24 protein-coding genes and 2 pseudogenes are annotated in these 21,594 nt (G+C 63.8%); 19 read left to right on the top strand and 7 right to left on the bottom strand.

Translation table 11 applies throughout. The annotated features are described in order from the left end of the window. Window positions 1–75: 75 nt before the first annotated feature. Window positions 76–666 (bottom strand): NAD(P)H-dependent oxidoreductase, encoded by a 591-nt coding sequence (locus ACO6VM_RS10410; RefSeq protein ID WP_401059630.1) that lies wholly within the window; start codon window positions 664–666, stop codon window positions 76–78. Between the two features lie 177 nt (window positions 667–843). Here ACO6VM_RS10410 and ACO6VM_RS10405 point away from each other — a divergent pair, with 177 nt between their 5' ends. Next, the gene (locus ACO6VM_RS10405; RefSeq protein ID WP_390970248.1) at window positions 844–1,158 is read left to right on the top strand and encodes a putative quinol monooxygenase; all 315 of its coding nucleotides are present in this window, start codon (window positions 844–846) and stop codon (window positions 1,156–1,158) included. Here ACO6VM_RS10405 and ACO6VM_RS10400 read toward each other — a convergent pair. Next, on the bottom strand, window positions 1,148–1,912 hold the full coding sequence (locus ACO6VM_RS10400; protein ID WP_401059628.1) for a sulfite exporter TauE/SafE family protein: 765 nt from the start codon (window positions 1,910–1,912) through the stop codon (window positions 1,148–1,150). The two genes, ACO6VM_RS10405 and ACO6VM_RS10400, sit on opposite strands and share 11 nt — an antisense overlap. A 77-nt stretch (window positions 1,913–1,989) precedes the next feature. Here ACO6VM_RS10400 and ACO6VM_RS10395 point away from each other — a divergent pair, with 77 nt between their 5' ends. Continuing rightward, window positions 1,990–2,874: a LysR family transcriptional regulator gene (locus tag ACO6VM_RS10395; protein ID WP_401059626.1), complete on the top strand. Its 885-nt coding sequence runs from the start codon at window positions 1,990–1,992 to the stop codon at window positions 2,872–2,874. 65 nt (window positions 2,875–2,939) lie between these two features. On the opposite strand, the gene ACO6VM_RS10390 is transcribed toward ACO6VM_RS10395, so the two are convergent. After that, window positions 2,940–3,350 carry a type II toxin-antitoxin system HicB family antitoxin gene (locus ACO6VM_RS10390; RefSeq protein ID WP_125860476.1) on the bottom strand — a complete coding sequence of 137 codons (411 nt, stop codon included), beginning with the start codon at window positions 3,348–3,350 and terminating at the stop codon, window positions 2,940–2,942. 56 nt (window positions 3,351–3,406) lie between these two features. Next, window positions 3,407–3,589 (bottom strand): type II toxin-antitoxin system HicA family toxin, encoded by a 183-nt coding sequence (locus tag ACO6VM_RS10385; RefSeq protein ID WP_125465620.1) that lies wholly within the window; start codon window positions 3,587–3,589, stop codon window positions 3,407–3,409. A 213-nt stretch (window positions 3,590–3,802) separates the two neighbouring features. Here ACO6VM_RS10385 and ACO6VM_RS10380 point away from each other — a divergent pair, with 213 nt between their 5' ends. From ACO6VM_RS10380 to ACO6VM_RS10350, 7 genes and pseudogenes are all read left to right on the top strand, one after another. Beyond that, window positions 3,803–4,408, top strand: a complete 606-nt coding sequence (locus ACO6VM_RS10380; RefSeq protein WP_401059624.1) for a CDP-alcohol phosphatidyltransferase family protein — start codon at window positions 3,803–3,805, stop codon at window positions 4,406–4,408. Window positions 4,409–4,438: 30 nt separating this feature from the next. Continuing rightward, window positions 4,439–6,193: a bifunctional alpha/beta hydrolase/class I SAM-dependent methyltransferase gene (locus ACO6VM_RS10375; protein ID WP_401059622.1), complete on the top strand. Its 1,755-nt coding sequence runs from the start codon at window positions 4,439–4,441 to the stop codon at window positions 6,191–6,193. Further along, window positions 6,193–7,630, top strand: a pseudogene (locus tag ACO6VM_RS10370) (phosphatase PAP2/dual specificity phosphatase family protein). The gene ACO6VM_RS10375 and the pseudogene ACO6VM_RS10370 overlap by 1 nt, the downstream one beginning before the upstream one ends. Continuing rightward, on the top strand, window positions 7,627–8,046 hold the full coding sequence (locus ACO6VM_RS10365) for a hypothetical protein (protein WP_401059616.1): 420 nt from the start codon (window positions 7,627–7,629) through the stop codon (window positions 8,044–8,046). Before ACO6VM_RS10370 ends, ACO6VM_RS10365 begins: the two are co-directional and overlap by 4 nt. A gap of 10 nt (window positions 8,047–8,056) precedes the next feature. Then, window positions 8,057–8,680, top strand: a complete 624-nt coding sequence (locus ACO6VM_RS10360) for a lysophospholipid acyltransferase family protein (protein ID WP_401059614.1) — start codon at window positions 8,057–8,059, stop codon at window positions 8,678–8,680. Between the two features lies 1 nt (window position 8,681). After that, window positions 8,682–9,614, top strand: a complete 933-nt coding sequence (locus ACO6VM_RS10355) for a phosphatidate cytidylyltransferase (protein ID WP_125465626.1) — start codon at window positions 8,682–8,684, stop codon at window positions 9,612–9,614. A gap of 4 nt (window positions 9,615–9,618) precedes the next feature. Next, a complete protein-coding gene (locus tag ACO6VM_RS10350) occupies window positions 9,619–10,098 on the top strand; it encodes an HIT family protein (protein ID WP_125860485.1) in 480 nt (159 codons plus the stop codon). A 64-nt stretch (window positions 10,099–10,162) separates the two neighbouring features. On the opposite strand, the gene ACO6VM_RS10345 is transcribed toward ACO6VM_RS10350, so the two are convergent. After that, window positions 10,163–11,068, bottom strand: a complete 906-nt coding sequence (locus tag ACO6VM_RS10345; protein ID WP_401059612.1) for a LysR family transcriptional regulator — start codon at window positions 11,066–11,068, stop codon at window positions 10,163–10,165. Window positions 11,069–11,195: 127 nt separating this feature from the next. On the opposite strand from ACO6VM_RS10345, the gene ACO6VM_RS10340 reads away from it, so the two are divergent. The 4 genes from ACO6VM_RS10340 to ACO6VM_RS10325 all read left to right on the top strand — a co-directional run bounded on the left by ACO6VM_RS10340 (window position 11,196) and on the right by ACO6VM_RS10325 (window position 14,859). Then, window positions 11,196–11,870, top strand: coding sequence for an RraA family protein (locus tag ACO6VM_RS10340; RefSeq protein WP_401059610.1), 675 nt, complete (start codon window positions 11,196–11,198; stop codon window positions 11,868–11,870). Next, window positions 11,867–13,075: a pyridoxal phosphate-dependent aminotransferase gene (locus ACO6VM_RS10335; protein WP_401059608.1), complete on the top strand. Its 1,209-nt coding sequence runs from the start codon at window positions 11,867–11,869 to the stop codon at window positions 13,073–13,075. The genes ACO6VM_RS10340 and ACO6VM_RS10335 overlap by 4 nt, the downstream gene beginning before the upstream one ends. A gap of 74 nt (window positions 13,076–13,149) precedes the next feature. Further along, window positions 13,150–14,418, top strand: a complete 1,269-nt coding sequence (locus tag ACO6VM_RS10330) for a cation:dicarboxylate symporter family transporter (RefSeq protein WP_401059606.1) — start codon at window positions 13,150–13,152, stop codon at window positions 14,416–14,418. A gap of 96 nt (window positions 14,419–14,514) precedes the next feature. Then, complete coding sequence (locus ACO6VM_RS10325) at window positions 14,515–14,859, top strand: cupin domain-containing protein (RefSeq protein WP_125465629.1); 345 nt, start codon at window positions 14,515–14,517, stop codon at window positions 14,857–14,859. A gap of 214 nt (window positions 14,860–15,073) precedes the next feature. Here ACO6VM_RS10325 and mmsB read toward each other — a convergent pair whose 3' ends face one another. After that, complete coding sequence (gene mmsB / locus ACO6VM_RS10320) at window positions 15,074–15,964, bottom strand: 3-hydroxyisobutyrate dehydrogenase (RefSeq protein WP_401059604.1); 891 nt, start codon at window positions 15,962–15,964, stop codon at window positions 15,074–15,076. Window positions 15,965–15,974: 10 nt separating this feature from the next. Beyond that, entirely contained in the window at window positions 15,975–17,501 is a 1,527-nt protein-coding gene (locus ACO6VM_RS10315; protein ID WP_401059602.1) for a CoA-acylating methylmalonate-semialdehyde dehydrogenase, read from the bottom strand. A gap of 133 nt (window positions 17,502–17,634) precedes the next feature. Between ACO6VM_RS10315 and ACO6VM_RS10310 the strand changes: the two genes are divergently transcribed. From ACO6VM_RS10310 to ACO6VM_RS10285, 6 genes and pseudogenes are all read left to right on the top strand, one after another. Beyond that, a complete protein-coding gene (locus ACO6VM_RS10310; protein ID WP_401059601.1) occupies window positions 17,635–18,585 on the top strand; it encodes a LysR family transcriptional regulator in 951 nt (316 codons plus the stop codon). A gap of 165 nt (window positions 18,586–18,750) precedes the next feature. Continuing rightward, a complete protein-coding gene (locus ACO6VM_RS10305) occupies window positions 18,751–19,278 on the top strand; it encodes a hypothetical protein (RefSeq protein WP_401059599.1) in 528 nt (175 codons plus the stop codon). A 17-nt stretch (window positions 19,279–19,295) separates the two neighbouring features. Further along, window positions 19,296–19,544 carry a hypothetical protein gene (locus ACO6VM_RS10300; RefSeq protein ID WP_401059597.1) on the top strand — a complete coding sequence of 83 codons (249 nt, stop codon included), beginning with the start codon at window positions 19,296–19,298 and terminating at the stop codon, window positions 19,542–19,544. 273 nt (window positions 19,545–19,817) lie between these two features. Continuing rightward, window positions 19,818–20,423, top strand: coding sequence for a hypothetical protein (locus tag ACO6VM_RS10295; protein WP_401059595.1), 606 nt, complete (start codon window positions 19,818–19,820; stop codon window positions 20,421–20,423). Between the two features lie 552 nt (window positions 20,424–20,975). Beyond that, window positions 20,976–21,122, top strand: a complete 147-nt coding sequence (locus ACO6VM_RS10290) for a hypothetical protein (protein ID WP_401059724.1) — start codon at window positions 20,976–20,978, stop codon at window positions 21,120–21,122. A 285-nt stretch (window positions 21,123–21,407) separates the two neighbouring features. Continuing rightward, window positions 21,408–21,521: pseudogene (locus ACO6VM_RS10285) on the top strand (LysR family transcriptional regulator); the annotation flags it as partial. Window positions 21,522–21,594 lie beyond the last annotated feature (73 nt).

The following is a 21,594-nucleotide window of genomic DNA, read 5'->3' as shown; positions in this document are numbered from 1 at the left end:
GCCCAAAACCCCCTCTCGGGCACACCCCCCCCCCGTGGTTTGGGGGATCGGTCTCCCCCCGCGATCAGGCACCACTCACTTGGCCTTGCCGAACACCCGGTCCAGATGCTGCTCATAGGCCGCCAGCGCCGCCGGCACATCTGGCCGCTTCATCACATCCACCGCCAAAAAGGTCGGCAGCCCGGTCATGCCGAGGAACTGGTTGGCCTTGTGGAACGGGAAGTACACCGCGTCAACGCCCTTGCCTTCAAAGAAGTCAGCCGGGTCATCGAACGCCTGCTGGGGTGCGTTCCAGGTCAGCGACAGCATGTACTGCTTGCCGTGGATCAGCCCGCCGCTGCCGTACTTCTGCGAAGCGTCCGAGCGGGTACGGCCATCGCTGGCATACAGGCTGCCGTGGCCAGCGGTGAACACCTCATCGATGTACTGCTTCACGGTCCAGGGTGCGCCCATCCACCAGCCGGGCATCTGGTAGATGATCACATCGGCCCAAAGGAATTTTTCGACTTCTTCCTGGGCGTCGTAACCGCCATCGATGAAGGTTTGCTTCAGGTCGAAACCGGCGCGGTCCAGATGGGCCAGGGCAGCCTCGTGCAGGGTCTCGTTGAGGCGACCGTCGGAATGGGCGAATTGCTTGCCGCCGTTGAGCAGAAGAATCTTTTTCATGGTGTGCCTCGAAGGGATTGTACCGGCGACCGGGTCAATTGGATGGCGGCAGATTAGGCAGTCGCGGGCGGCGGATAAAGCCGGGGCACGGCAAAATACATTTGCCTGAAAATCACGAATTGACAGCCAATTATTGCCTTAGAATCTGCTCACTTTCTCATCCACAGAGGCCTCACCATGAGCGAGCAGTTCGCTTTCATCCTCCAAGCCAAGACCCGCCCGGACATGTCCGATGCCTTCGAGCAACTGTTCCGCCCCTACGTGGAGCCGAGCCGCCAGGAGCCGGGCTGCATCGAGTACCACATGCTGCGCGACAAGGAAGACCCGAGCCTGTTCCTGTTCTTCGAGGTGTGGGCAGACAAGGCCGCACTGGACGTGCACTCGGCCCTGCCGCACATGGCTGAATTCTTTGAGAACCGCATGAAATACCTGGAGCGCGACTTCGATTTGCAGATGATCGAAATGCTCAGTGCCTCCTCCGCTAACCGTTGATCAGCAGGTGCCCGCCGAGCAGCGCCAGGCCGATGAAGAAGCAGCGCCTGAACAGCGCTGCACTGATCCGGCTGCGCAGCCAGGTACCGGCGAGCATGCCCAGCAACGCCGGGGCCAGCACCAGCAATGAAGCACCCAGCGCCTGGCCGTCCAGTACCTCCTGGCCGGCCAGGCCAAGGGCCAGCGCCAGGGTCGAGACGGTGAACGACAGGCCCAAGGCCTGGACCATCTCGTCGCGGCTCAGGCCGAGGCTCTGCAGGTAGGGCACGGCGGGCATCACGAACACCCCGGTGGCAGCCGTGACCACCCCCGTCACCAGCCCGCACAACGGGCCCAGCCAGCGCTCGTGATACCGCGCCAGGCGCAGGCCCGGCCCGATCAGGCCATACAGGGCGTACACCACCAGCGCAGCACCCAAGGCGTGGGCCGCCCAGGGGCCACTGTCGATGCCCAGCCAGCGACTGCCCAGCAAGGTGCCGACGAAGATCATCAGCAGCACCCCGCCCAAGCGCCGCATCAACGCCCGCAGATGCCCGCCTGCCGCCAGCTGCCACAGGTTGGTGAGTGTCGAGGGTACGATCAGCAGCGCCGCAGCCTGCGCCGGAGGCATAGCCAGCCCAAGCAGGCCCATGGCGATGGTCGGCAACCCCAGGCCGATGACCCCTTTGACCGCGCCGGCCAGCAGGAAGGTGAGCACCACCAGCAACGTCAATGCCGGGCCGATGTTCTGGTAAAACGCGAGAAAAGTATTCATGGCGCCATTTTGAGGTGGCCGCGCAGGCCTGAAAATTCGCCATATACTCAGCCAGACTTTTGCCAGGACAGAGGCTGATGCATTTCGACCTGACCGACCTTGCGCTGTTCCAGCACACCCTGGAGTGCGGCAACATCACTGCCGGCGCACGCCGCAGCCACCTGTCGCTACCGGCCGCCAGCGCCCGCATCCGCGCCATGGAAGCCTCGCTCGGCATCCCGTTGCTCGAACGCAATCGCCGCGGTGTGCAGCCGACACCCGCTGGCCAGGCCCTGCTGCAGCACGCGCGGCTGATCGCTGCGCAGGTGGAGCGATTGCAATACGACCTGGCCCAGTACGCCAAGGGCCAGCAGGGCCAGGTGCGTCTGCTGTGCAACACCGCGGCGCTGACCGAGTACCTGCCCGAGTTGCTGGCACGGTATCTGGTCGAGTACCCGGGGGTGAGCATCGACGTGCAGGAACAGCCGAGCCTGCGCATCGTCCAGGCCATTACCCAAGGCATGGCCGACCTGGGCATCGTCTCCACCGCTGCGCCCAGCGGGCATCTGCAGACCCGAGTGTTTCGCGACGATCCGCTGGTGCTGGTGATGCCGGTGGGGCATGCATTGGCCGATGCAGCCACGCCCGATTTTGTGCAAAGCCTTGCATACGGGCATGTCGGCTTGGGCCCGAACAGCGCACTGGCCTTGCACCTTGAGGAACAGGCACTGCGGCTGGGGCACAGGATGCTGGTGCGGGTACGCGCCGAGGGCTTCGATGGGGTGATCCGCATGGTGGCTGGCGGGGCTGGCGTGGGGGTGGTGCCATTGGCCTCGGTGCGGCGTTGGCAGGGTGTATTGCCCCTGCACTGGGTGGCGCTGCACGAGGTGTGGGCGAACCGGCAATTACAGGTGTGCGCCCGGGATTTTGCCGCGCTGCCAGGCTATGCGGCGGCGCTGGTCGAGCATTTGCTGACGACCTGAACAGCTGCGCGATCCCTGTAGGAGCGATCTTGCCGCTCCTACAGGGACCGCGCCAAACCCGGCGGCTAGCGGAAGGCGACCGCCAGCTCGCGCAGCGCAGCCGAGGCGAGGAAGCCAGAGCGCGAGGCATAACGATGATCGCGCTTCACCTTTTCGTCGATGCGCTGCAGCAGGTTCTCGGGCAACGTGGCATTGAAGCGCACCGCCTTGCCCAGGTACGGGGTGACATCGAAGTCCACCACCGCCCAGACGCCTCCGGCGTAATCGGGGTTGGCCACATGCACATCCACCTCCTCGGCCTGCGGCAGCGCCTCGCCGTCGGCCACCAGGCCTTCGAAATGCAGGGCCAGGGCTTCCTGCACATTCTCCAGCGCCTGAGAAACAGTAGCGCCGGCCGAGAAACAGCCAGGCACGTCGGGCACGATCACGCCGTAGTCAGTGCCCTCATCCTTATGCAGTACAACGGGGAATTTCATGGTCTGTCTCCCTTGGTCCTGTGGGCCGCAAAGCGTCCCGCTCAACGCAACCGGCCTCATTTCAAGCCAGCCTGTTTCAAAATGCTGTGCACGGTGCCCCTGGGCAGATCGCTTTTGGGATGGGGAACCGTGACCCGTCCTCGCTTGTACGGATGCCTGAATTGATGGTGACTTCCTTTCACCTCCACCTCGTACCAACCATCAGCCTCGATGAGCTGGATCACGTCCCTGCTGCGCATGCATCCGTCCTTTGGCAGGTGATGTGTAGCGTACACACCACTATGGGTTTTAACCAAGCCAAATACACACCATGCACACAATAGGCGACAAGTGGCACATTCCTTCCGTTTCGTAGGCCTGATGCACTTCACAGATGGGCGCTTTCAACTTGCCGCCGCCCATGCGCCTTATTCACAATTGCCGCATCGCCGCACCACGACAGGGAGTTTCACGTGCCATCGATCTACCAGCTCAAACCCCGCTTCCAGGCGCTGCTGCGCCCGACCGTGCAACGCCTGTTCGAGCGGGGCGTCACCGCCAATCAGGTCACCGTAGTCGCTGGCGCAATCTCCGTGCTCATCGGCCTGCTGCTGGCCTGGCTGCCCCAGGTGGCGTGGCTGTTCATCCTGGTGCCGGTGTGGATGCTGCTGCGCATGGCACTGAATGCGGTGGACGGCATGCTCGCCCGGGAGTTCGGCCAGCAATCGAAGCTGGGCGCCTACCTCAACGAGCTGTGCGACGTGATCGCCGATGCCGCGCTGTACCTGCCTTTCGCCCTGCTGCCCGGCGTGTCGCCGGCACTGGTGGTGCTGGTGGTGCTGCTCGCGGTCATCAGCGAGTACGCCGGGGTGATGGGCCCGCTGGCCGGCGCGTCGCGGCGCTACGACGGGCCGATGGGCAAGAGCGACCGGGCCTTCGCCTTCGGCGTGCTGGGCACCGGGGTAGCCTTCGGGCTGCTGAGCGCAACCTGGATCAACGGCCTGCTGCTGGTCATCCTGCTGCTCTCGCTCTATACCCTGTACAACCGGGTTCGCCAGGGCCTGGCCGAAACCCGCTGAGCCCCCCGCTGCCGGACAAGGATATTCGCCATGCGCCAAGCGCAATCGCTGCATTTTTCCACCCATGACGGCGTCGAGCTGCACTACCGTCACTGGCCCGCCACGCGCAACGAACACCAGCCGCGCCGTGCCGTGGTGATGTTCCACCGTGGCCACGAGCACGGCGGGCGCCTGGCGCACCTGGCCGACGAACTGGACCTGCCCGGCTATGACGTGTTCGCCTGGGACGCCCGTGGCCATGGCCAGTCGCCCGGCGCGCGCGGCGACAGCCCGAGCTTCGCCACCAGCGTGCGCGACGTGCAGACCTTCATCGAGCATATCCAGGCGCAGCACGGCATCGCCGAGCCCGACCTGGTGGTGCTGGCGCAGAGCGTCGGGGCGGTGCTGATCGCCACCTGGGCCCATGACTACGCGCCCAAGGTGCGCTGCCTGGTGCTGGCCTCGCCAGCGTTCAAGGTCAAGCTCTACGTACCCTTCGCCCGCCCCGGGCTGAAGCTGATGAAAGCCCTGCGCGGCAATTTCTTCGTCAACAGCTACGTCAAGCCGCGCCTGCTCACCCACGACCCGGAGCGGGTCATGTCCTACGTGGCCGACCCGCTGATCAGCCGACCGATCTCGGTGACCATGCTGCTCGGCCTGTACGACGCCGCCGACCGCGTGGTGGCCGATGCCCAGGCGATCCAGGTGCCGACGCAACTGCTGGTATCGGGCTCGGACTTCGTGGTCGAACGCGCCCCGCAGGAGCGTTTCTTCGAGCGCCTGGGCAGTGCGCGCAAAGAGATGCACATCCTGCCTGGGTTCTTCCACGACACCCTCGGCGAACGGGACCGCGCCCATGCCCTGGCGCGGATCAAGCGCTTCGTCGAGCATTGCTTCGATAACCCGGTACCCGTGCCATCGCTGCTCGATGCCGACAAGACCGGCGCCAGCTGCGCCGAGGCCGAAAGCCTGGCCGCACCGCTGCCGCGCAACTCGCCACGCGACCTGTACTGGCGCGCCACCCGCGCCGGCCTGCAACTGGGCAAGGGCCTTTCCGCTGGCGTGAAGCTGGGCTTCGACACCGGCTTCGACTCTGGCTCGACCCTCGACTACGTGTACCGCAACCAGCCCACCGGCAAGGGCCGGCTGGGCGAGATGATCGACCAGAACTACCTCAACGCCATTGGCTGGCGCGGCATCCGCCAGCGCAAGCTCAACGTCGAGGAACTGCTGCGCCTGGCCATCGCCCAACTGCGTGAGCAACAGCGCCCGGTGCACATCGTCGATATCGCCGCCGGCCACGGCCGCTACATCCTCGAAGCGCTGCAAGGCTTGCAGCAGCTGCCCGACTCGATCCTGCTGCGCGACTACAGCGAGCTGAACGTGCAGCAAGGCAACGCGCTGATCAGCGAAAAGGGCCTGGGTGAAATCGCCCGTTTCGTCCAGGGCGACGCCTTCGACCGCCAGAGCCTGGCCAGCCTCGACCCGCGCCCGACCCTCGCCGTGGTTTCGGGCCTGTATGAGCTGTTCCCCGGCAATGAGGCCGTGGCTAACTCGCTGGCAGGCCTGGCCGATTCCGTCGAGGAAGGCGGCTACCTGGTCTACACCGGCCAGCCCTGGCACCCGCAACTGGAGATGATCGCCCGGGCGCTGACCAGCCACCGTGGCGGCCAGGCCTGGGTGATGCGCCGACGCAGCCAGGCAGAGATGGACCAGTTGGTGGCGGCGGCGGGCTTTCGCAAGATCACCCAGCGCATCGATGAGTGGGGCATTTTCAGTGTCAGCCTGGCGCAGCGGGTGCGTTGATGGCCCGTGAAGCAGGGCTGATCCGACGTGGCGTGCTGTGGCTGTTGCTGCTCGGCCCGTTGTTTTTCCTCAGCTACGGCCTGGCCAACAACTACACGGCTGGGCGCGAAGATGTCGGCAGCCTGGTGTTCGCCTGGGAACGGCACATGCCGTTGTGGCCATGGACGATCATCCCGTACTGGTCGATCGACCTGTTGTACGGCTTGTCGTTCCTGTTGCCGCACACCCGGCGGGAGATGGACCGCCACGCCCTGGCGCTGCTGACCGCGCAGCTGGTCAGCGTCGCTTGCTTCCTGCTCTGGCCGTTGCGCTTCACCTTCGAGCGCCCGGAACTGTCGGGGCTGTTCGGCTGGCTGTTCGATGTGCTGATGGGCTTCGACAAGCCTTACAACCAGGCGCCGTCGCTGCATATCGCACTGCTGGTGATCATCTGGACGATGTTCGCCCGGCACACGCAGCAGCCTATGTGGCGTTGGCTGGTGCATGGCTGGATGGGGCTGATCGGGGTGTCGGTGCTGACCACCTGGCAGCATCACTTCATCGACCTGCCAACCGGCGCACTGGCCGGTTTCGTCTGCCTGTGGCTGTGGCCGCAGCAAGGCCCGCTGCCTTGGCAGCACGCCCGACTGGCACGCGACCCCAAGCGTTGGCGCATGGCATTGCGCTACGGGCTCGGCGCGATGCTGCTGACGGTGCTGGCCTTCAAGCTCGGGCACGTCAGCTTGTGGCTGCTGTGGCCGGCTGTGTCGCTGCTGCTGGTGGCGCTGAACTATGGCCTGTTCGGTGCGGGCGGTTTCCAGAAAGGCGCGGATGGCCGACTGTCGATTGCCGCGAGCGTGCTGCTGGCGCCCTATCTGCTGGCTGCGTGGGCCAACTCACGGTTGTGGACCCGGCGGCACCCGCAGGCGGATGAAGTGTTGGATGGGGTGTATCTGGGGCGGATGCCGGGGCACGGGGAGGCGACGGCGTTTGCAGCGGTGATCGACCTGTGTGCGGAGCTGGCCTGTACCGACGCCATCGCGGGGGGGGGAAAACACCACACAAAGCGGCCCCTCCCCGGAGGGAGTGAGGAAAATCCCCTTCACCCACGGCGTAGGAGACGGGGGGGGGGGGGAGCGGGCTTGCCCCGCGATGGCCCTCGAACAGCCTGTGCAGTACTACCAGAGCTTGCCGAGCCTCGACCTGATCACCCCAAGCCGGCAAACCCTGGAGCAAGCCGCCGCCGCCATCGAACACCTGCGCCAGCATGGCCCGCTGCTGGTCTGCTGCGCCCTGGGCTATTCGCGCAGCGCCAGCGCGGTGGCTGCCTGGCTGATCATCAGCGGCCGTTGCAGCGACGCCAGCCAGGCCGAAATGCTCATCCGCAAGGCACGCCCCAGGGTGGTCCTGCACCCGGCCCATAGGCAGGTGCTGCAGCAACTGGAGGCCCGGCCATGAACCTGCATGTCGTCGCCAGCCTGCTCGCCCGCGGGCGCCAGCTGGAACGTCTGTCGGACGGCATCAGCCTGCTGGCAATCGCCTGCAGCCTGGCGCCGCTGTTCGGCGTGGCGCTGTCTTCACCGGCCCACGCACTGTGCGTGGCGCTGCTGGTCATCGGCCTGGCCCACAAGTACTGGGCGATACGCGTCGCCCTGGATGCCGAGCTGTTCATCCACCTGGCCGCCAGCAGCGACCTGCCCGCCGACACCCTGGCCCTGGACCGTGCCCTGCATGAACTACACCTCAAACCCAGCGCCAGCGACAGCCGCGACTGGCCGGCACGCAGCCAGGCCGCCCTGGCCCTGCTGCGCCGCCAGGCCCTGTGCCTGGCCGTGCAAGTGCTGCTGGTACTGACCCTCCCCTTCACCGGATAAGACCGCCGCCATGCTCGCCAGCCTGACCGCCTTCGTCATCACCTCCGCCGCCCGCCTGATCACCGGCGCCCGCGCCCTGTGGCTGGGTTGCACGCCACAGCCGGTACAACGGCTGTACTTTGCCAACCACAGCAGCCACGGTGACTTCGTGCTGCTGTGGGCGGCACTGCCCGACCCCCTGCGCCGCCGCACCCGCCCGGTGGCGGGGGCCGACTACTGGTGCAAGCCCGGTATTCGCGACTTCCTCATCCGCCGGGTGTTCAACGCTGTGCTGATCGATCGCACGCGCGCGCCGGCCGAGGGCAATCCGCTGCAACCGGTGCTCGACGCGTTCGCCCAGGGCGACTCGCTGATCTTCTTCCCGGAAGGCACGCGCAACCTCGGTGACGAACCGCTGTTGCCCTTCAAGAGCGGCCTGTTCCACCTGGCCGCGGCCAACCCGCAGGTCGAGCTGGTGCCGGTGTGGATCGCCAACCTCAACCGGGTCATGCCCAAGGGCCGTGCCCTGCCGCTGCCGCTGCTGTGCACCTTGAGTTTCGGCGAGCCGCTGCACCTGCAGGCGGACGAAGGCAAACACGCATTTCTCGAGCGGGCCCGCGAGGCCCTGCTGAACCTGGCCCCGAAGGATGCCTGAGATGGATCACAACACCCTTTCGCTGTTCGCCGGCATCGGCGCCCTGTTGCTGCTGGCCAGCGCCATCGGGCGCCTGCTCAAGTGGCGCGCCGGCCCTGCCCCGCATGCGGTCATCGACAACCTCAACGCGCGCATCAATGCCTGGTGGGTCATGGTGCTGGTGATCGGCATCGCCTTCGTGTTCGGCAAGTACGGGGTGATCGTGCTGTTCTACGGCGTGTCGTTCTACGCCCTGCGCGAGTTCATGACCCTCACCCCGACCCGGCGCAGCGACTACCCGGCGCTGGTGGCGGCGTTCTACGTGGCGCTGCCGGTGCAGTACCTGCTGATCGCCATGGACTGGTACGGGCTGTTCAGCATCTTCATCCCGGTGTACCTGTTCCTGCTGCTGCCGATCCTCGCCAGCTTCGGCGGCGACACCACGCGTTTCCTCGAGCGCGCCTCGAAGGTGCAATGGGGGCTGATGATCGCGGTGTACTGCGTGTCGTCGGTGCCGGCGCTGATGACCCTGGATATCCCTGGCTTCGAAGGCCGCAACCTGCTGCTGATCGCCTGGCTGATCCTGGTGGTGCAGATCAGCGACGTGCTGCAGTACGTGTGCGGCAAGCTGTTCGGCAAACGCAAGGTGGCGCCCAACCTGTCGCCGTCGAAAACCGTCGAAGGCCTGGCCGGCGGCGTGGCGCTGGCCACCCTGGTGGGCGCGCTTTTGTGCTGGATCACCCCGTTCACCTTCTGGCAGGCGGCGCTGATGGCGCTGACCGTCAATGCCATGGGCTTCTTCGGCGGGCTGGTGATGTCGGCGATCAAGCGCGACCGCGGGGTGAAGGACTGGGGGCACATGATCGAAGGCCATGGCGGCATGCTCGACCGCATGGATTCGGTGTGTTTCGCAGCGCCGGTGTTCTTCCACTTCGTGCGCTACTGGTGGGCCTGAGTCGGTGGACATCCCCGGGGAATACATCGTCCATGAGAGCGAGCACTGGATCGTCAACCATCACCTGACATCCCGCCTGCCCGGCTACCTGATGCTGGGTTCGCGGGCGCCGGTGGACAGCCTGGCCGACCTGCCCGACCAGGCGCTGGCGGACATGGGCCGGCTGATGGCCAGGCTGCAACGGGCCATGGAGCAAGCGCTGGCGCCCAGGTGGTTGTACATCGGGCGCTTCGGGCATGTACCGGGTTGCCCGCTGCACTTTCACTTCATCCCGGTCCATGACTGGGTCGAGGCGCTGTTCTGGGCTGATGAACGTTACCGTGCGCTGCAACAGTTCGGCTCGCTGGAGCATGCCTTGTCGAAGACCGACGGGGCGGAACTGACGTTGTTCGTCTGGCGCGAGTTCGGCGAAAGCCCGACGCCACCCAAGGTACTGGGGAGGGGTATACCTGAGGTGATTGCCGCTGTGCGTGAGCGGTTGTAGCGCCGATGCGACTTGCCCCGCGATTTGACAGTTACAGGCAGGAACACCCTTCGCTGGATCGCATTCACGCCAGCGCCAGCAACAGCTTGGAGAAGTCGCAGCAGCGCAGAGCCAGCTCGGCGATCTGCGGGTTGATGCCGTGGCGGCGGTCCGAGCGATACAACGCGCTGTAACGCACGCGGGGTAAGCGTGGGCGCGTGTCGATGACCTTCAGCGCGCCGCGCTCGACCAGGTGCGCCAGGCAATGCCGTGGCAGGTAACTGATACCGATGCCCGAGATGGTCAGCCCTACCTGCACCAGCAGGTTGTGGCTGGTGATGGTGCGCGGCAGGTGCACGCCCTGCTCGGCCAGCCAGCGCTCGTACACCAGCCCCGTACCGGAGCTCGCGCCCTGGGTCATGACCGTGTGCGCAGCCAGGTCGGTCAGCGGCACCGGGGCATCGCCGTCGAACAGCTCGGGGCCGCACATCCAGGCGTTCTCCACGCTCTGCAGCGCGGTGCAGACGAAGCGCGCGTCCTGGTACACGTCCGGCACCACGATCAGGTCGAGCTGGTCGTTCTCCAGCTTGCGGTACAACTCGCTGCTCAGCTCCACCGACGGTTCGATCTGCACTTTCGGATAGGCCTGGCGAATCGCCTCGACGAAGGCCGGCAACCAGGTCAAGGCAGTCAGTTCGGTCACCCCAAGGCGCAGCCGACGCACCAGCACTTCACGGGCACAGACGCGTTCGAGCAGCGCATCGCGCCGCTCCAGCAAATCCCTGGCGCATTCCAGCAGTTCCGCACCTTTTTCGGTCAGCCGGGCGTTGCGTTTGCTGCGGTCGAACAGCGGCGTGTCGAAGGTTTCTTCCAGCTCCAGCACGCGCTTGGAGATGGCTGACTGGGACATGTTCAGCTGGTTGGCCGCGGCCTCGAAACTGCCCATTTCGGCGATCCAGTACAGCGCCTCCATCTGCTTGAAGGTGATCACGGCACAACCTCTCATGAATTAAAGCGATCAAACTCAAGCGAAAAATATCGCTAAAAGTATTCGTGCGCCACTCCTACCATCGAGTCACCAGCCAGCCCCGGCTGCCAACAATGACTCGGAGGCCCACATGTCCTTGCCCGGTTCCCGCATCCTGCCCTCGCCCCCGCTTGCCGACGCGCAACTGGTCGAGGCCCTGCGTTCGGTCGTCACCCCGCACATCAGCGACAACCTCGGCCGCCACATCGGCGCCCGTGGCCTGACCCGCTTCAACCGCACCGGCAAGCTGGTCGGCACCGCCCTGACGGTGAAAACCCGCCCAGGCGACAACCTGTACATCTACAAGGCGCTGACCCTGCTGCAACCCGGCCATGTGCTGGTGATCGATGCCCAGGGCGATACCAGCAACGCCGCCATCGGCGAGCTGATCAAGCTGTACGCCCTGCAGCGCGGTTGTGCGGGTTTCGTGATCGACGGCGCGATCCGTGACGTCGCCGCCTTCGCCGACACGCCCTGCTATGCCCGTGGCGTGGTGCATTGCGGCCCGTACAAGACCGGCCCGGGCGAGATCAACGTGCCGGTCTCGGTCGGCGGGATGATCGTCAACCCCGGCGACCTGGTGGTGGGCGATGAAGACGGGCTGGTCGCCTTCGCCCAGCACGACGCCCGGGCGGTGCTGGCCGCCGCCGCGCAACATGCCGCCCACGAGGCGCAGGTGATGGCCGAGATCGCCACGGGCAACCCCCGCCAGTCGTGGATCGAAGCCCCACTGAAGAAATTCGGCCTGCTGGAGAACACCCTGTGAACGACGCCCTGCTGTCCAAACGCCTGCTGGGCATCAAGCCCTCGCCCAGTATCGCCGCCAATGCCCTGGTGGGCCGCCTGCGCGCCGAAGGCCGCGATATCGTCAACTTCACGGTCGGCGAACCCGACCTGGACACCCCGGCGCATATAGTCCAGGCCGCCATCGCCGCGCTGCACCAGGGGGACACCCACTACACCGCCACCAACGGCACCCTGGCGCTGCGCCAGGCCATCGCCGGCAAGCTGGCACGGGATAACGGCCTGGCCTACAGCGTCGAGGAAATCGTCGCCGGCTCCGGCGGCAAGCACATCATCTACCACGCCCTGGCCGCCACCCTGAATGCCGGTGACGAGGTGGTGGTGCACACGCCGTACTGGGTGTCCTACCCGGATATCGCCCTGCTCAACGATGCCACCCCGGTGATCATCCCCGGCGACGAGGCGCTGGGCTTCAAGCTGTCGCCCGCAGCGCTGGAGCAGGCCATCGGCCCACGTACCAAATGGGTGATCCTCAACAGCCCGAACAACCCCAGCGGCGCGGTGTACGACGAGCAGGAACTGCTGGCGCTGGCGGCAGTGCTGCGCCGCCACCCGCAGGTGCTGGTCATGTCGGACGAGATCTACGAGCACTTCGTGTTCGGCGAGGCCCGGCATGTGTCGATCGTCAACGTGGCAGCTGACCTCAAGCCACGCACGCTGATCGTCAACGGCGCCTCCAAGGGATACGCCATGACCGGCTGGCGCCTGGGCTTCGGCGCAGGGCCGGCGTGGCTGATCGCCGCCATCGCCAAGCTGATCTCGCAGACCACCACCTGCCCCACGTCCATCAGCCAGGCCGCAGGCGTAGCGGCGTTTGCCGGTGACCAGCAGCCCATCGCCGAAATGAAAGCCCTCTACGCCGAACGGCGCGAACGCATGCTGGCGGCGCTGGCGGACATCCCCGGGGTGCGCTGCACGCCGCCACAGGGGGCGTTCTACGTGTTCGCCAATGTCGCCGGGCTGATCGGCAAGCGCACGCCCCAGGGCGGGTTGATCGGCAGCGACAGCGAGCTGGTCGACTACCTGCTCCGGGAAACCGGGGTGGCGCTGGTGAGTGGCGAGGCCTACGGCATGTCGCCCTACGTGCGGCTGTCGTTCGCCAGCAGCGTGGCACTGATCGACGAAGGCTGCGCGCGGCTGAGGGAAGCCGTGCGGCGCCTGCAATAAGCCAGAATAAAAGGGCAATGGAGTGCCCACGCGCCAACTGCCTATAACAACAATTCCTTATAGCGAGGCACACCATGCACAACCGCCGCATTCCGCTCGTCTGGCAGATCCTCATCGGGTTGCTGGCCGGCATCGCCATCGGCGCCCTGCTCCATGAATACCCCAGCGTTCGCCCATGGATGATGGAGAACATCCTGCAACCGGCCGGCGACATCTTCATCAAGCTGATGAAGATGATCGTGGTGCCCATCGTGTTCGCCTGCATGGTGGTCGGCATCGCCGGCCACGGCGACAGCAAGGCGCTGGGCCGCATCGGCGTACGCGCGCTGCTGTACTTCTTTGCCGTGACCACCACGGCGATCATCGTCGGGCTGGTCATCGGCAACCTGCTGCAGCCCGGCGCCGGCACCGACCTGGCCACGCTCAAGGCCAGCAGCGTCAGCCTGCCCGGCGCCAGCAGCGGCCACCATGGCCTCGGCCAGCTGATCGTCAGCATCATCCCCGACAACGTGGTCAATGCCATGGCCCAGGGCAGCCTGCTGTCGGTGCTGTTCTTCGCGGTGATGTTCGGCCTGGGTGTCGGACAGCTGTCGGAAGAGCGCAAAGCGCCGCTGATCGCGGCATTGCGGGCCGTGTCGGAAGCCATGTTCAAGGTCACCTCGATGATCATGGCCTACTCGCCTATCGGCGTGTTCGGCATGATCGCGGTCACCGTCGCCAACTTCGGTTTCAGCTCGCTGCTGCCCCTGGGCAAGCTGATCCTGGTCAGCTATGCGGCGATCCTCTTCTTCACGGTGTTCGTGCTGGGCAGCATCGCCCGCCTGGCCGGCATCAGCCTGCTGGGCCTGATGCGCCATATCAAGGATGAACTGCTGCTGGCGTTTTCCAGCGCCAGCTCCGCAGCGGTGATGCCGCAACTGATGAAGAAGCTCGAAAGTTACGGCGCGCCGCCCTCGCTGGTCAGCTTCGTGGTGCCGGTGGGCTACTCGTTCAACCTCGACGGCGCGTCGCTGTTCCTGGGCATCGGCACCCTGTTCGTCGCCCAGCTGTATGGCATCGACCTGTCGCTGGCGGACCAGGCGCTGCTGGTGGTGACCATGGTGCTGACGTCCAAGGGCGCGGCGGGCGTGCCTGGCTTCATGTTCGTGATTCTCTCCGCCACCCTGGCCAGCGCCGGGCTGCCGCTGGAGGGCATTGCCTTCATTGCCGGGGTGTACCGCCTGATGGAAATGCCGACCACCGCGCTCAACGTTCTGGGCAATGCCCTGGCGCCGCTGGTGGTGGCGCGCTGGGAAGCTCGCCGCGCCGGTGTGGCGCACAGCCCGAGCCAGCAGGCCGGATAGCGCATCCAGACAGCCAGGCGTCGAGCACAGGCAACTGGCCGACGACGCCTGGCCCTATGGTGATGCGTTCTATCACTAACAGCCTGGAGCCACGCCATGTCCGATTTCATCACCGTCCTGCGCGAAACCTGCCCTACCCCGGTGGTCGACGCGACCAAGTGGAAGCGCATCGGCGGCGACCCGCACACCGTCAACCTCAACGCCTACCTGTCGGCCGACGGCAGCAAGATCATGGGCACCTGGATCTGCACCCCGGGCAAGTTCGAGGTCAACTACGAGAAATGGGAGTTCTGCCACTTCCTCGATGGCTACTGCATCGTCACCCCGGAAGGTGAAGAGCCCAAGCACCTGAAGGCAGGGGATGTGTTCGTGATCGAACCGGGGATGAAAGGCACCTGGGAAGTGGTCGAGACGGTGCGCAAGTATTTCGTGTTTGCCTGAAACGCTAATCGTGGGAGCGGGCTTGCCCCGCGATGACGTCAGGCGGGACAACGCTGTAGCCTGACATGACGTCATCGCGGGGCAAGCCCGCTCCCACGTTCCAAACGCCAATTCAGGCGGGCAAAAAAAAATCGCGGAGCGCATGCCCCTCCCCCAAGGTGCGCAGTTACAAGGGGGAGGACCATACGGTCCGCGATGAAGTCCCTCTCGCCCATCAATCCTTCTTGCGATACCCCTCGACGATCGCCGAGAAATCCTTGCTGCCTTCGCCGCGCAGGCTCATGGCCTGGTACAGCTGCTGGGCCACGGCGCCCATGATCACCGGCTGGTGCGCCTGGCGTGCGGCCTCGGTGGCCAGGCCCAGGTCCTTGAGCATCAATTCGGCGCCGAAGCCGCCGGTGTAGCCGCGCGAGGCCGGTGCGGTCTCGATGATGCCCGGCCACGGGTTGTAGGTGTCCGAACTCCAGCAGCGCCCGGTCGAGCTGTTGATGATCCCGGCCAGTACCTTGGTGTCGATGCCCAGCGCATTGCCCAGGGCCATGGCCTCGGACACGCCGATCATCGAGATGCCCAGCAGCAGGTTGTTGCAGATCTTGGCGATCTGCCCGGTACCTACCTCGCCGCAGTGCACGATGTTGCGGCCCATCTGCTCCAGCACCGGCTTGAGGGTGGCGAACAGCGCCTGGCTGGCGCCGACCATGAAGGTCAAGGTGCCGGCCGCCGCGCCGCCAGTGCCGCCGGAGACCGGCGCGTCACCCATGTCGATGCCCTTGGCCGTTGCGGCCTTGGAAACGTCGCGAGCGGTCTGCGGGTCGATGGTGCTGCAGTCCACGGTCGGGGTGCCGGGGCGGATGCCGGCCAGCACGCCGGTCTCTTCGTCCAGGTAGACACTGCGCACATGGGCAGCGGCCGGCAGCATGGTGATCACTAGCTCGCTGTTGGCCGCGGCCTCCTTGGGCGAGGCGCTGACTTGCCCACCCAGTTCGGCAAGCTCCGCCAGTACGGTCTTGTTCAGGTCGAACAGGTTCAGCGAGTGCCCGGCCTTGATCAGGTTGCGGGCCATGGGCGCGCCCATGTTGCCCAGGCCGATGAATGCGATACGCATGGTCAACTCCTTAGCGCAGGCTGATGGTGGTGTTCACACCGTCGTTGACGCTGTCATCGTCGAACCAACGGGCGGTGACGGTCTTGGTCTGAGTGTAGAACTGCACCACCTGCTTGCCGTACGGGCCGAGGTCGCCGAGCTTGGAGCCGCGCGAGCCGGTGAAGCTGAAGTACGGCACCGGTACCGGGATCGGGATGTTGATGCCGACCTGGCCGATGTCGATCTCGCTCTGGAACTTGCGCGCCGCCGCGCCGCTCTGGGTGAACAGGCCAGTGCCGTTGCCGAACGGGTTGGCGTTGACCAGGGCGATGGCCTCGTCGAGGGTGTCCACCTCCAGCGTGACCAGCACCGGGCCGAAGATTTCCTGGGTGTACACCTGCATGTCGGTCTTGACCCCGGAGAACAGGGTCGGGCCGACGAAGTTGCCCTGCTCGTAGCCCGGCACCTTCACGTCACGGCCGTCCAGCTCCAGCTTGGCGCCTTCCTTGATGCCGCTTTCGATCAGGCCCAGCACCCGCTCCTTGGCGCGCTTGGAGACCACCGGGCCGACGTCGGTGCCCGGCTCGTTGCCGGCATTGACCTTGAGCTTGCTGGCCGCGTCCTTGATGTCCGGCAGCCACTCGCGGGCCTTGCCCACCAGCACCGCCACCGAGGTGGCCATGCAGCGCTGGCCGGCGGCGCCGAACGCAGCACCGACCAGCGCGTTGATGGTCTGGGTGCGGTTGGCGTCGGGCAGCACCACGGCGTGGTTCTTCGCGCCCATCATCGACTGCACGCGCTTGCCGTGCTGGCTGCCCAGGTTGTAGACGTGGGTGCCGACTTCGGTGGAACCGACGAACGAGATCGCCTTGATGTCCGGGTGGGTGCAGATGCCATCGACCACCTGCTTGCCGCCGTGCACCACGTTGAGCACGCCAGCCGGGATCCCGGCTTCCAGCGCCAGCTCGACCAGCATCATGGTCGACAGCGGGTCCTGTTCGGACGGTTTGAGCACGAAGGTGTTGCCGCAGACGATGGCCATCGGGAACATCCACAGCGGGATCATCGCCGGGAAGTTGAAGGGGGTGATGCCGGCGCACACACCGATCGGCTGGCGCAGGGTGTAGGTGTCAACGCCACCGGCGACGTTCTCGGCGAACTCGCCCATCTGCAGGGTGCCGATGGAGGCGGCGTGCTCGACCACTTCCAGGCCGCGGAAGATATCGCCCTCGGCGTCGGCAATGGTCTTGCCCTGCTCGGCGCTGAGGGTCACGGCGATGCGTTTGCTGTGTTCGCGGATCAGCGCCTGCAGCTTGAGCATGATGCGCATGCGCGCGCCGATCGGGGTGTCGCGCCAGGTCTTGAAGGCGCGCTCGGCGGCGGCCACGGCGGCGTTCACTTCATCGGCGGTGGCAAACGGCACCCGCGCCAGCACTTGCTGGGTGGCCGGGTTGACGATGTCGCGCCACTCGGTGGTCTTGGACTCGACCCATTGGCCGTCGATCAGCAGTTTTACCTGTTCGACCTTGGTCTGGTTGGGGTTGTGGGGTGCGTTCATCTGCGCTCTCCTTGGAATTATTGTCGGAACGAAGACGCCTACGCCGGGGTGGACACGGGGTGGCGTGTAGGGGCTGAGATCGAGTATAGATGTGCAAACATCCAACAAGAATGAACAAAAAAACCGGATCATCATGCAAAAAGACCTCACCTCCCTGAGCGCGCTGAACTGGGACGACCTCAAGTTCTTTCTTGAGGTAGCGCGCACCCGCAAGGCCAGCAGTGCGGCCAAGCGCCTGGCCGTGGACTACACCACGGTGTCGCGGCGCATCGGCTCACTGGAAGGGGCGCTGGGTACCTTGTTATTCGAGAAGTCGCGCACCAACGGCTTCGTCCTCACCGCCGAAGGCCAGCGCCTGCTGGGCTACGCCGAGTCGATCGAAAGCACCCTGCACATGGCCTGCGAGCAGGTTTCGGGCTCGGGCGTGGCGTTGTCGGGGCATGTGCGCATGGGCTGCACCGAAGGCTTCGGCAGCTTCTTCGTCACCCCGCAGTTGAGCCATTTCGTCGATGCCTGGCCGGCGATCTCGGTGGATATCCTGCCGTTGCCGCACTTCATCAGCCTGTCCAAGCGCGAGGCCGATATCGTCATCGCCCTGGAGCGGCCCGAGCATGGGCCTTATGTGTGCTGCAAGCTGTGCGACTACCGGCTGCGGCTGTACGCCACCCAGGATTACCTCGACAGCCACGCGCCGATCCGCGCGGTGAGCGACCTGGCGAACCATCCCTTCATCAGTTACGTCGACGATCTGGCGTTCAGCTCGGAGCTTCTGTACCTGGCGAACCTGATCCCCAATGCCAACGCGCACCTGCGCAGCACCAGCGTCATCGCGCAGTACACGGCGGCGTTGCAGGGGCGTGGGCTGGCGATCCTGCCGTGCTTCCTGGCGGCGCAGGACCCACGGTTGGTGACGGTGTTGCCGGAGGAGATCGAGGTGACGCGGCAGTTCTGGATGTACTGCCGGGAGGATTTGAGGAAGCTCAAGCGGATCACGCTGCTGTGGGATTACATCCGTGAGGTGACCGAGGCGAATGCGCCGTTGTTGATGGGCGAGACGCGCGAGATGAAGTTCGCTCAGGCGTAGGAGTACAAGGAGTAAGGGTGCCCTATCGTAATTATCTCGGCAGGCCGGTGTAACGACTTGTGCCAGGAGTTGTGACACCCGCCTCCAAGCTTGTCTCTTCGCCATCCTTGTGCAGAACCACTTCGCTCTACTGATGATGTAGCGCAGTCAGGGGGAAAAACGACCATGGATTTGCAAGACGCTTGCGAAAGCCTCGACAAGGCGCTGACCAGTTTACGGGACATGAATAAAATCCTGCGGCAAGACTTGAATGCACTCCTCAACGCTTTCTCGGATGAGTCCAATCAAGTGCTCCGGCGTAACTTTATTCGTGCTTCATGGGCTTATGTTGAGGCCAACACGCACGCCCTTAAACTCATGACGTCGATCATTGTGGATGCAGCTTCATGTAGGCTGGAATCTGACGAGATAGCGTTTCTGAAGGACCGGCGAACGGAGACGCTTTGTAATATCAAGCGGACGATCCGTGTAGTTACCAAGGTCTTCGGTCTGTCTGAGCGTAACCTAGGAGGCGGGAGCGACTGGCATCGAGTAAAGTCTAGTAGTAAGGTTAGAGACCGCTTGGTTCATCCCAAGACAGTTGAAAATTTGCAGGTGGGAAACCACGATTGGGAAACCCATAAGCTGGGCTACGCTTGGTTGGTGAGCATCTTTGACAAGCTACTTCTAGATATAATCGCGAGCCATGAGTAATGTGAAGGGAGATCGTGATGAAGGCTGCTTTTGCAATGACCTTGTTGATGCTGGGCAGCATGACAGCCTATGCCACTACGTTCGATGGTTATGAATGCACGGATGACTGTTCGGGGCATCAAGCAGGGTACGATTGGGCCGAGCAAAACGACATTGATGACGAAGACGCCTGTGACACTCCATCTCAGTCATTCAACGAGGGTTGTCAGTCATACGTGGAAGGTGGCAGTGGAGTGACTTCTTCAATTGAAGATGATGACGACTAGCTACTAGAACCTTGCATCGCTTCATTGGGAGGGACGCCATGGATACGTCCTTCCAAAATTCATCCTCCTCATAAGACGTTAAGAATGCACCATCACTCTCTCGGACTGAACACCTGGGACCCTACTATCCCGGCCATCTCAAGCCAAGCGATATCATATCGACATCAGCACGAATGAGTGCCAGAATGCATCTCGCGACGGGGATTGCTTTCACATTTAAGCTAACAACCTATATAAAAAACTCTTCTGTAGATATTAATAACGGAGCTCGTAATGCACAAGCCTTTGAGAACCTTCACAATATTGCTTGCTGCGCTTACATTAAATGGATGTATGGCTGGATTTTCTGGAAACAAAACTCCCGCAACCTCGCTGAATTACACCTCCTCACATACATCCAAAAAAAATGTCTACGTTGAAATAGTTAATTTCACTTCAATCGATGGATCATCACCCAGGGAAACAATCTTCACACGTGAAGAAAACCAAAAAATTGTAGAAAATTCACTACGCAAATCCAATTTGTTTAATGGCATAAAATTCCGCGGCATTGATCAAGAAGCTGACGACCTTAAGGTGCAAATCACCATTACAGAAAAAGTATCAACATCCGGCCTCTCCGGAGCGCTCACCATATTTTCCCTGGGTTTGATACCTAGCTCCTCTCGAACTGACTTTATACTTGACCTTAAGGTGAAGTCGCCGGCGAACAGCTTGCAAGAAGTAGCTAAAAATGAAGACTACATAACTCAGTGGGTGGGCTGGTTTGTTATCCCATGGTCATCCAATACAATACTCGATGCTAAAACCGATACTTTGGATCGACAGCTTTCCGATGCGATAAACCGCTTGGTAGCAAGTAAGGCGCTAACATTGTAACTTGAAAAATTGGCGGGACTGGTAGCTCATCTTGTGGTAGATGGGGTTTTATGGATCGCACTCTATATATTTCTATATCCTCGTTACCCCAGTAGAGGTCCATAACCGAAATCGCACTGCGGGAAATCTCCCAAAGTCAGCCCCCAAGGTTGCACCTTGCGCCTAACAGAGATAGATTTCCCCAGTCGCCGGAGCATCGGCGACGCGACCTTGGCCGGTCGGAATCGAAAGGCGCAGCAGCGCCCAGTCTTCATCGCAGGCGCTTTTTTTGTGCCCGCGATGTCGCGTTATGGCGGTGGTGCGCGGGACACCTTCGGGTGTGCCGGGCCCCTTTCGTCCCGGTCGGCCAACCCGCGTACTGCTGCCACCTAAACCTGCTTGGCCGCGAGCGGTGGCAGTTCCATAACGAAAGGAACTCATGCATGACCACCACGATACTGAGGATCCTCGCATCCGCTCTCCGCCGCCCATCCCCTGCGGCAACCCCGTCTCCAACCTTCTACCCAATCGACAGCCAATCCCTCGCCACCCGCGCAAGCCGGGAGGCATCCCATGACTGACCACGAACGCCTGTCCACCATCCAAAGCTACGCCTGGACCCTCGAATTGCTCGGTGAAGCACTGGTCCAGCATGACGAGGTGCTGGAGTGCGAGCACAACCCGCAGCTGAGTTTTCGTAATACGGCGGGGATACACTAGGCGATCCGGATCATCAGCCGGCTGGCCAGCGAGCAGGTCGGCAAGCTGGAGGCGATGAAGGAGACGGAGTGACCTTGGGGCAGTGAAACCTGCAGCATCGGGGCCGCCTTGCGGCCCTGTCGCGGAACGCGTCGCAACGGCGTACCGCGAGCAGCCTCTGCCTGCCATTGCGCAGACGCACAGGCTTCAAGCCATTTGCGCAGCAGCCGAATGCGCCATTCGCGATGGCAGTATCGGCGCCAACCTGGCCTAGCACTTAGATTTCATGCGGGAGGCGCATTGCATCTCGGCACGCTCAAGCCGATTACCCTGATGTGGGATTACATCCGTGAGGTGACCGAGGCGAATGCGCCGTTGTTGATGGGGGAGACGCGGGAGATGAGGTTCGCTCAAGGTTGAACTTGAGGGCCATCGCGGGGGGAGGACCCCTCCCCCCCCCCCCGTGACCACCCCCCCCTAGGAGGATGTTTCT

Origin of the sequence: Pseudomonas sp. GZD-209, assembly GCF_049310485.1 — a bacterium.
Classification (GTDB): domain Bacteria; phylum Pseudomonadota; class Gammaproteobacteria; order Pseudomonadales; family Pseudomonadaceae; genus Aquipseudomonas; species Aquipseudomonas sichuanensis.
Note: the sequence above shows the minus strand (reverse complement) of the source record. Positions and strands in the feature narration are given on the sequence as shown.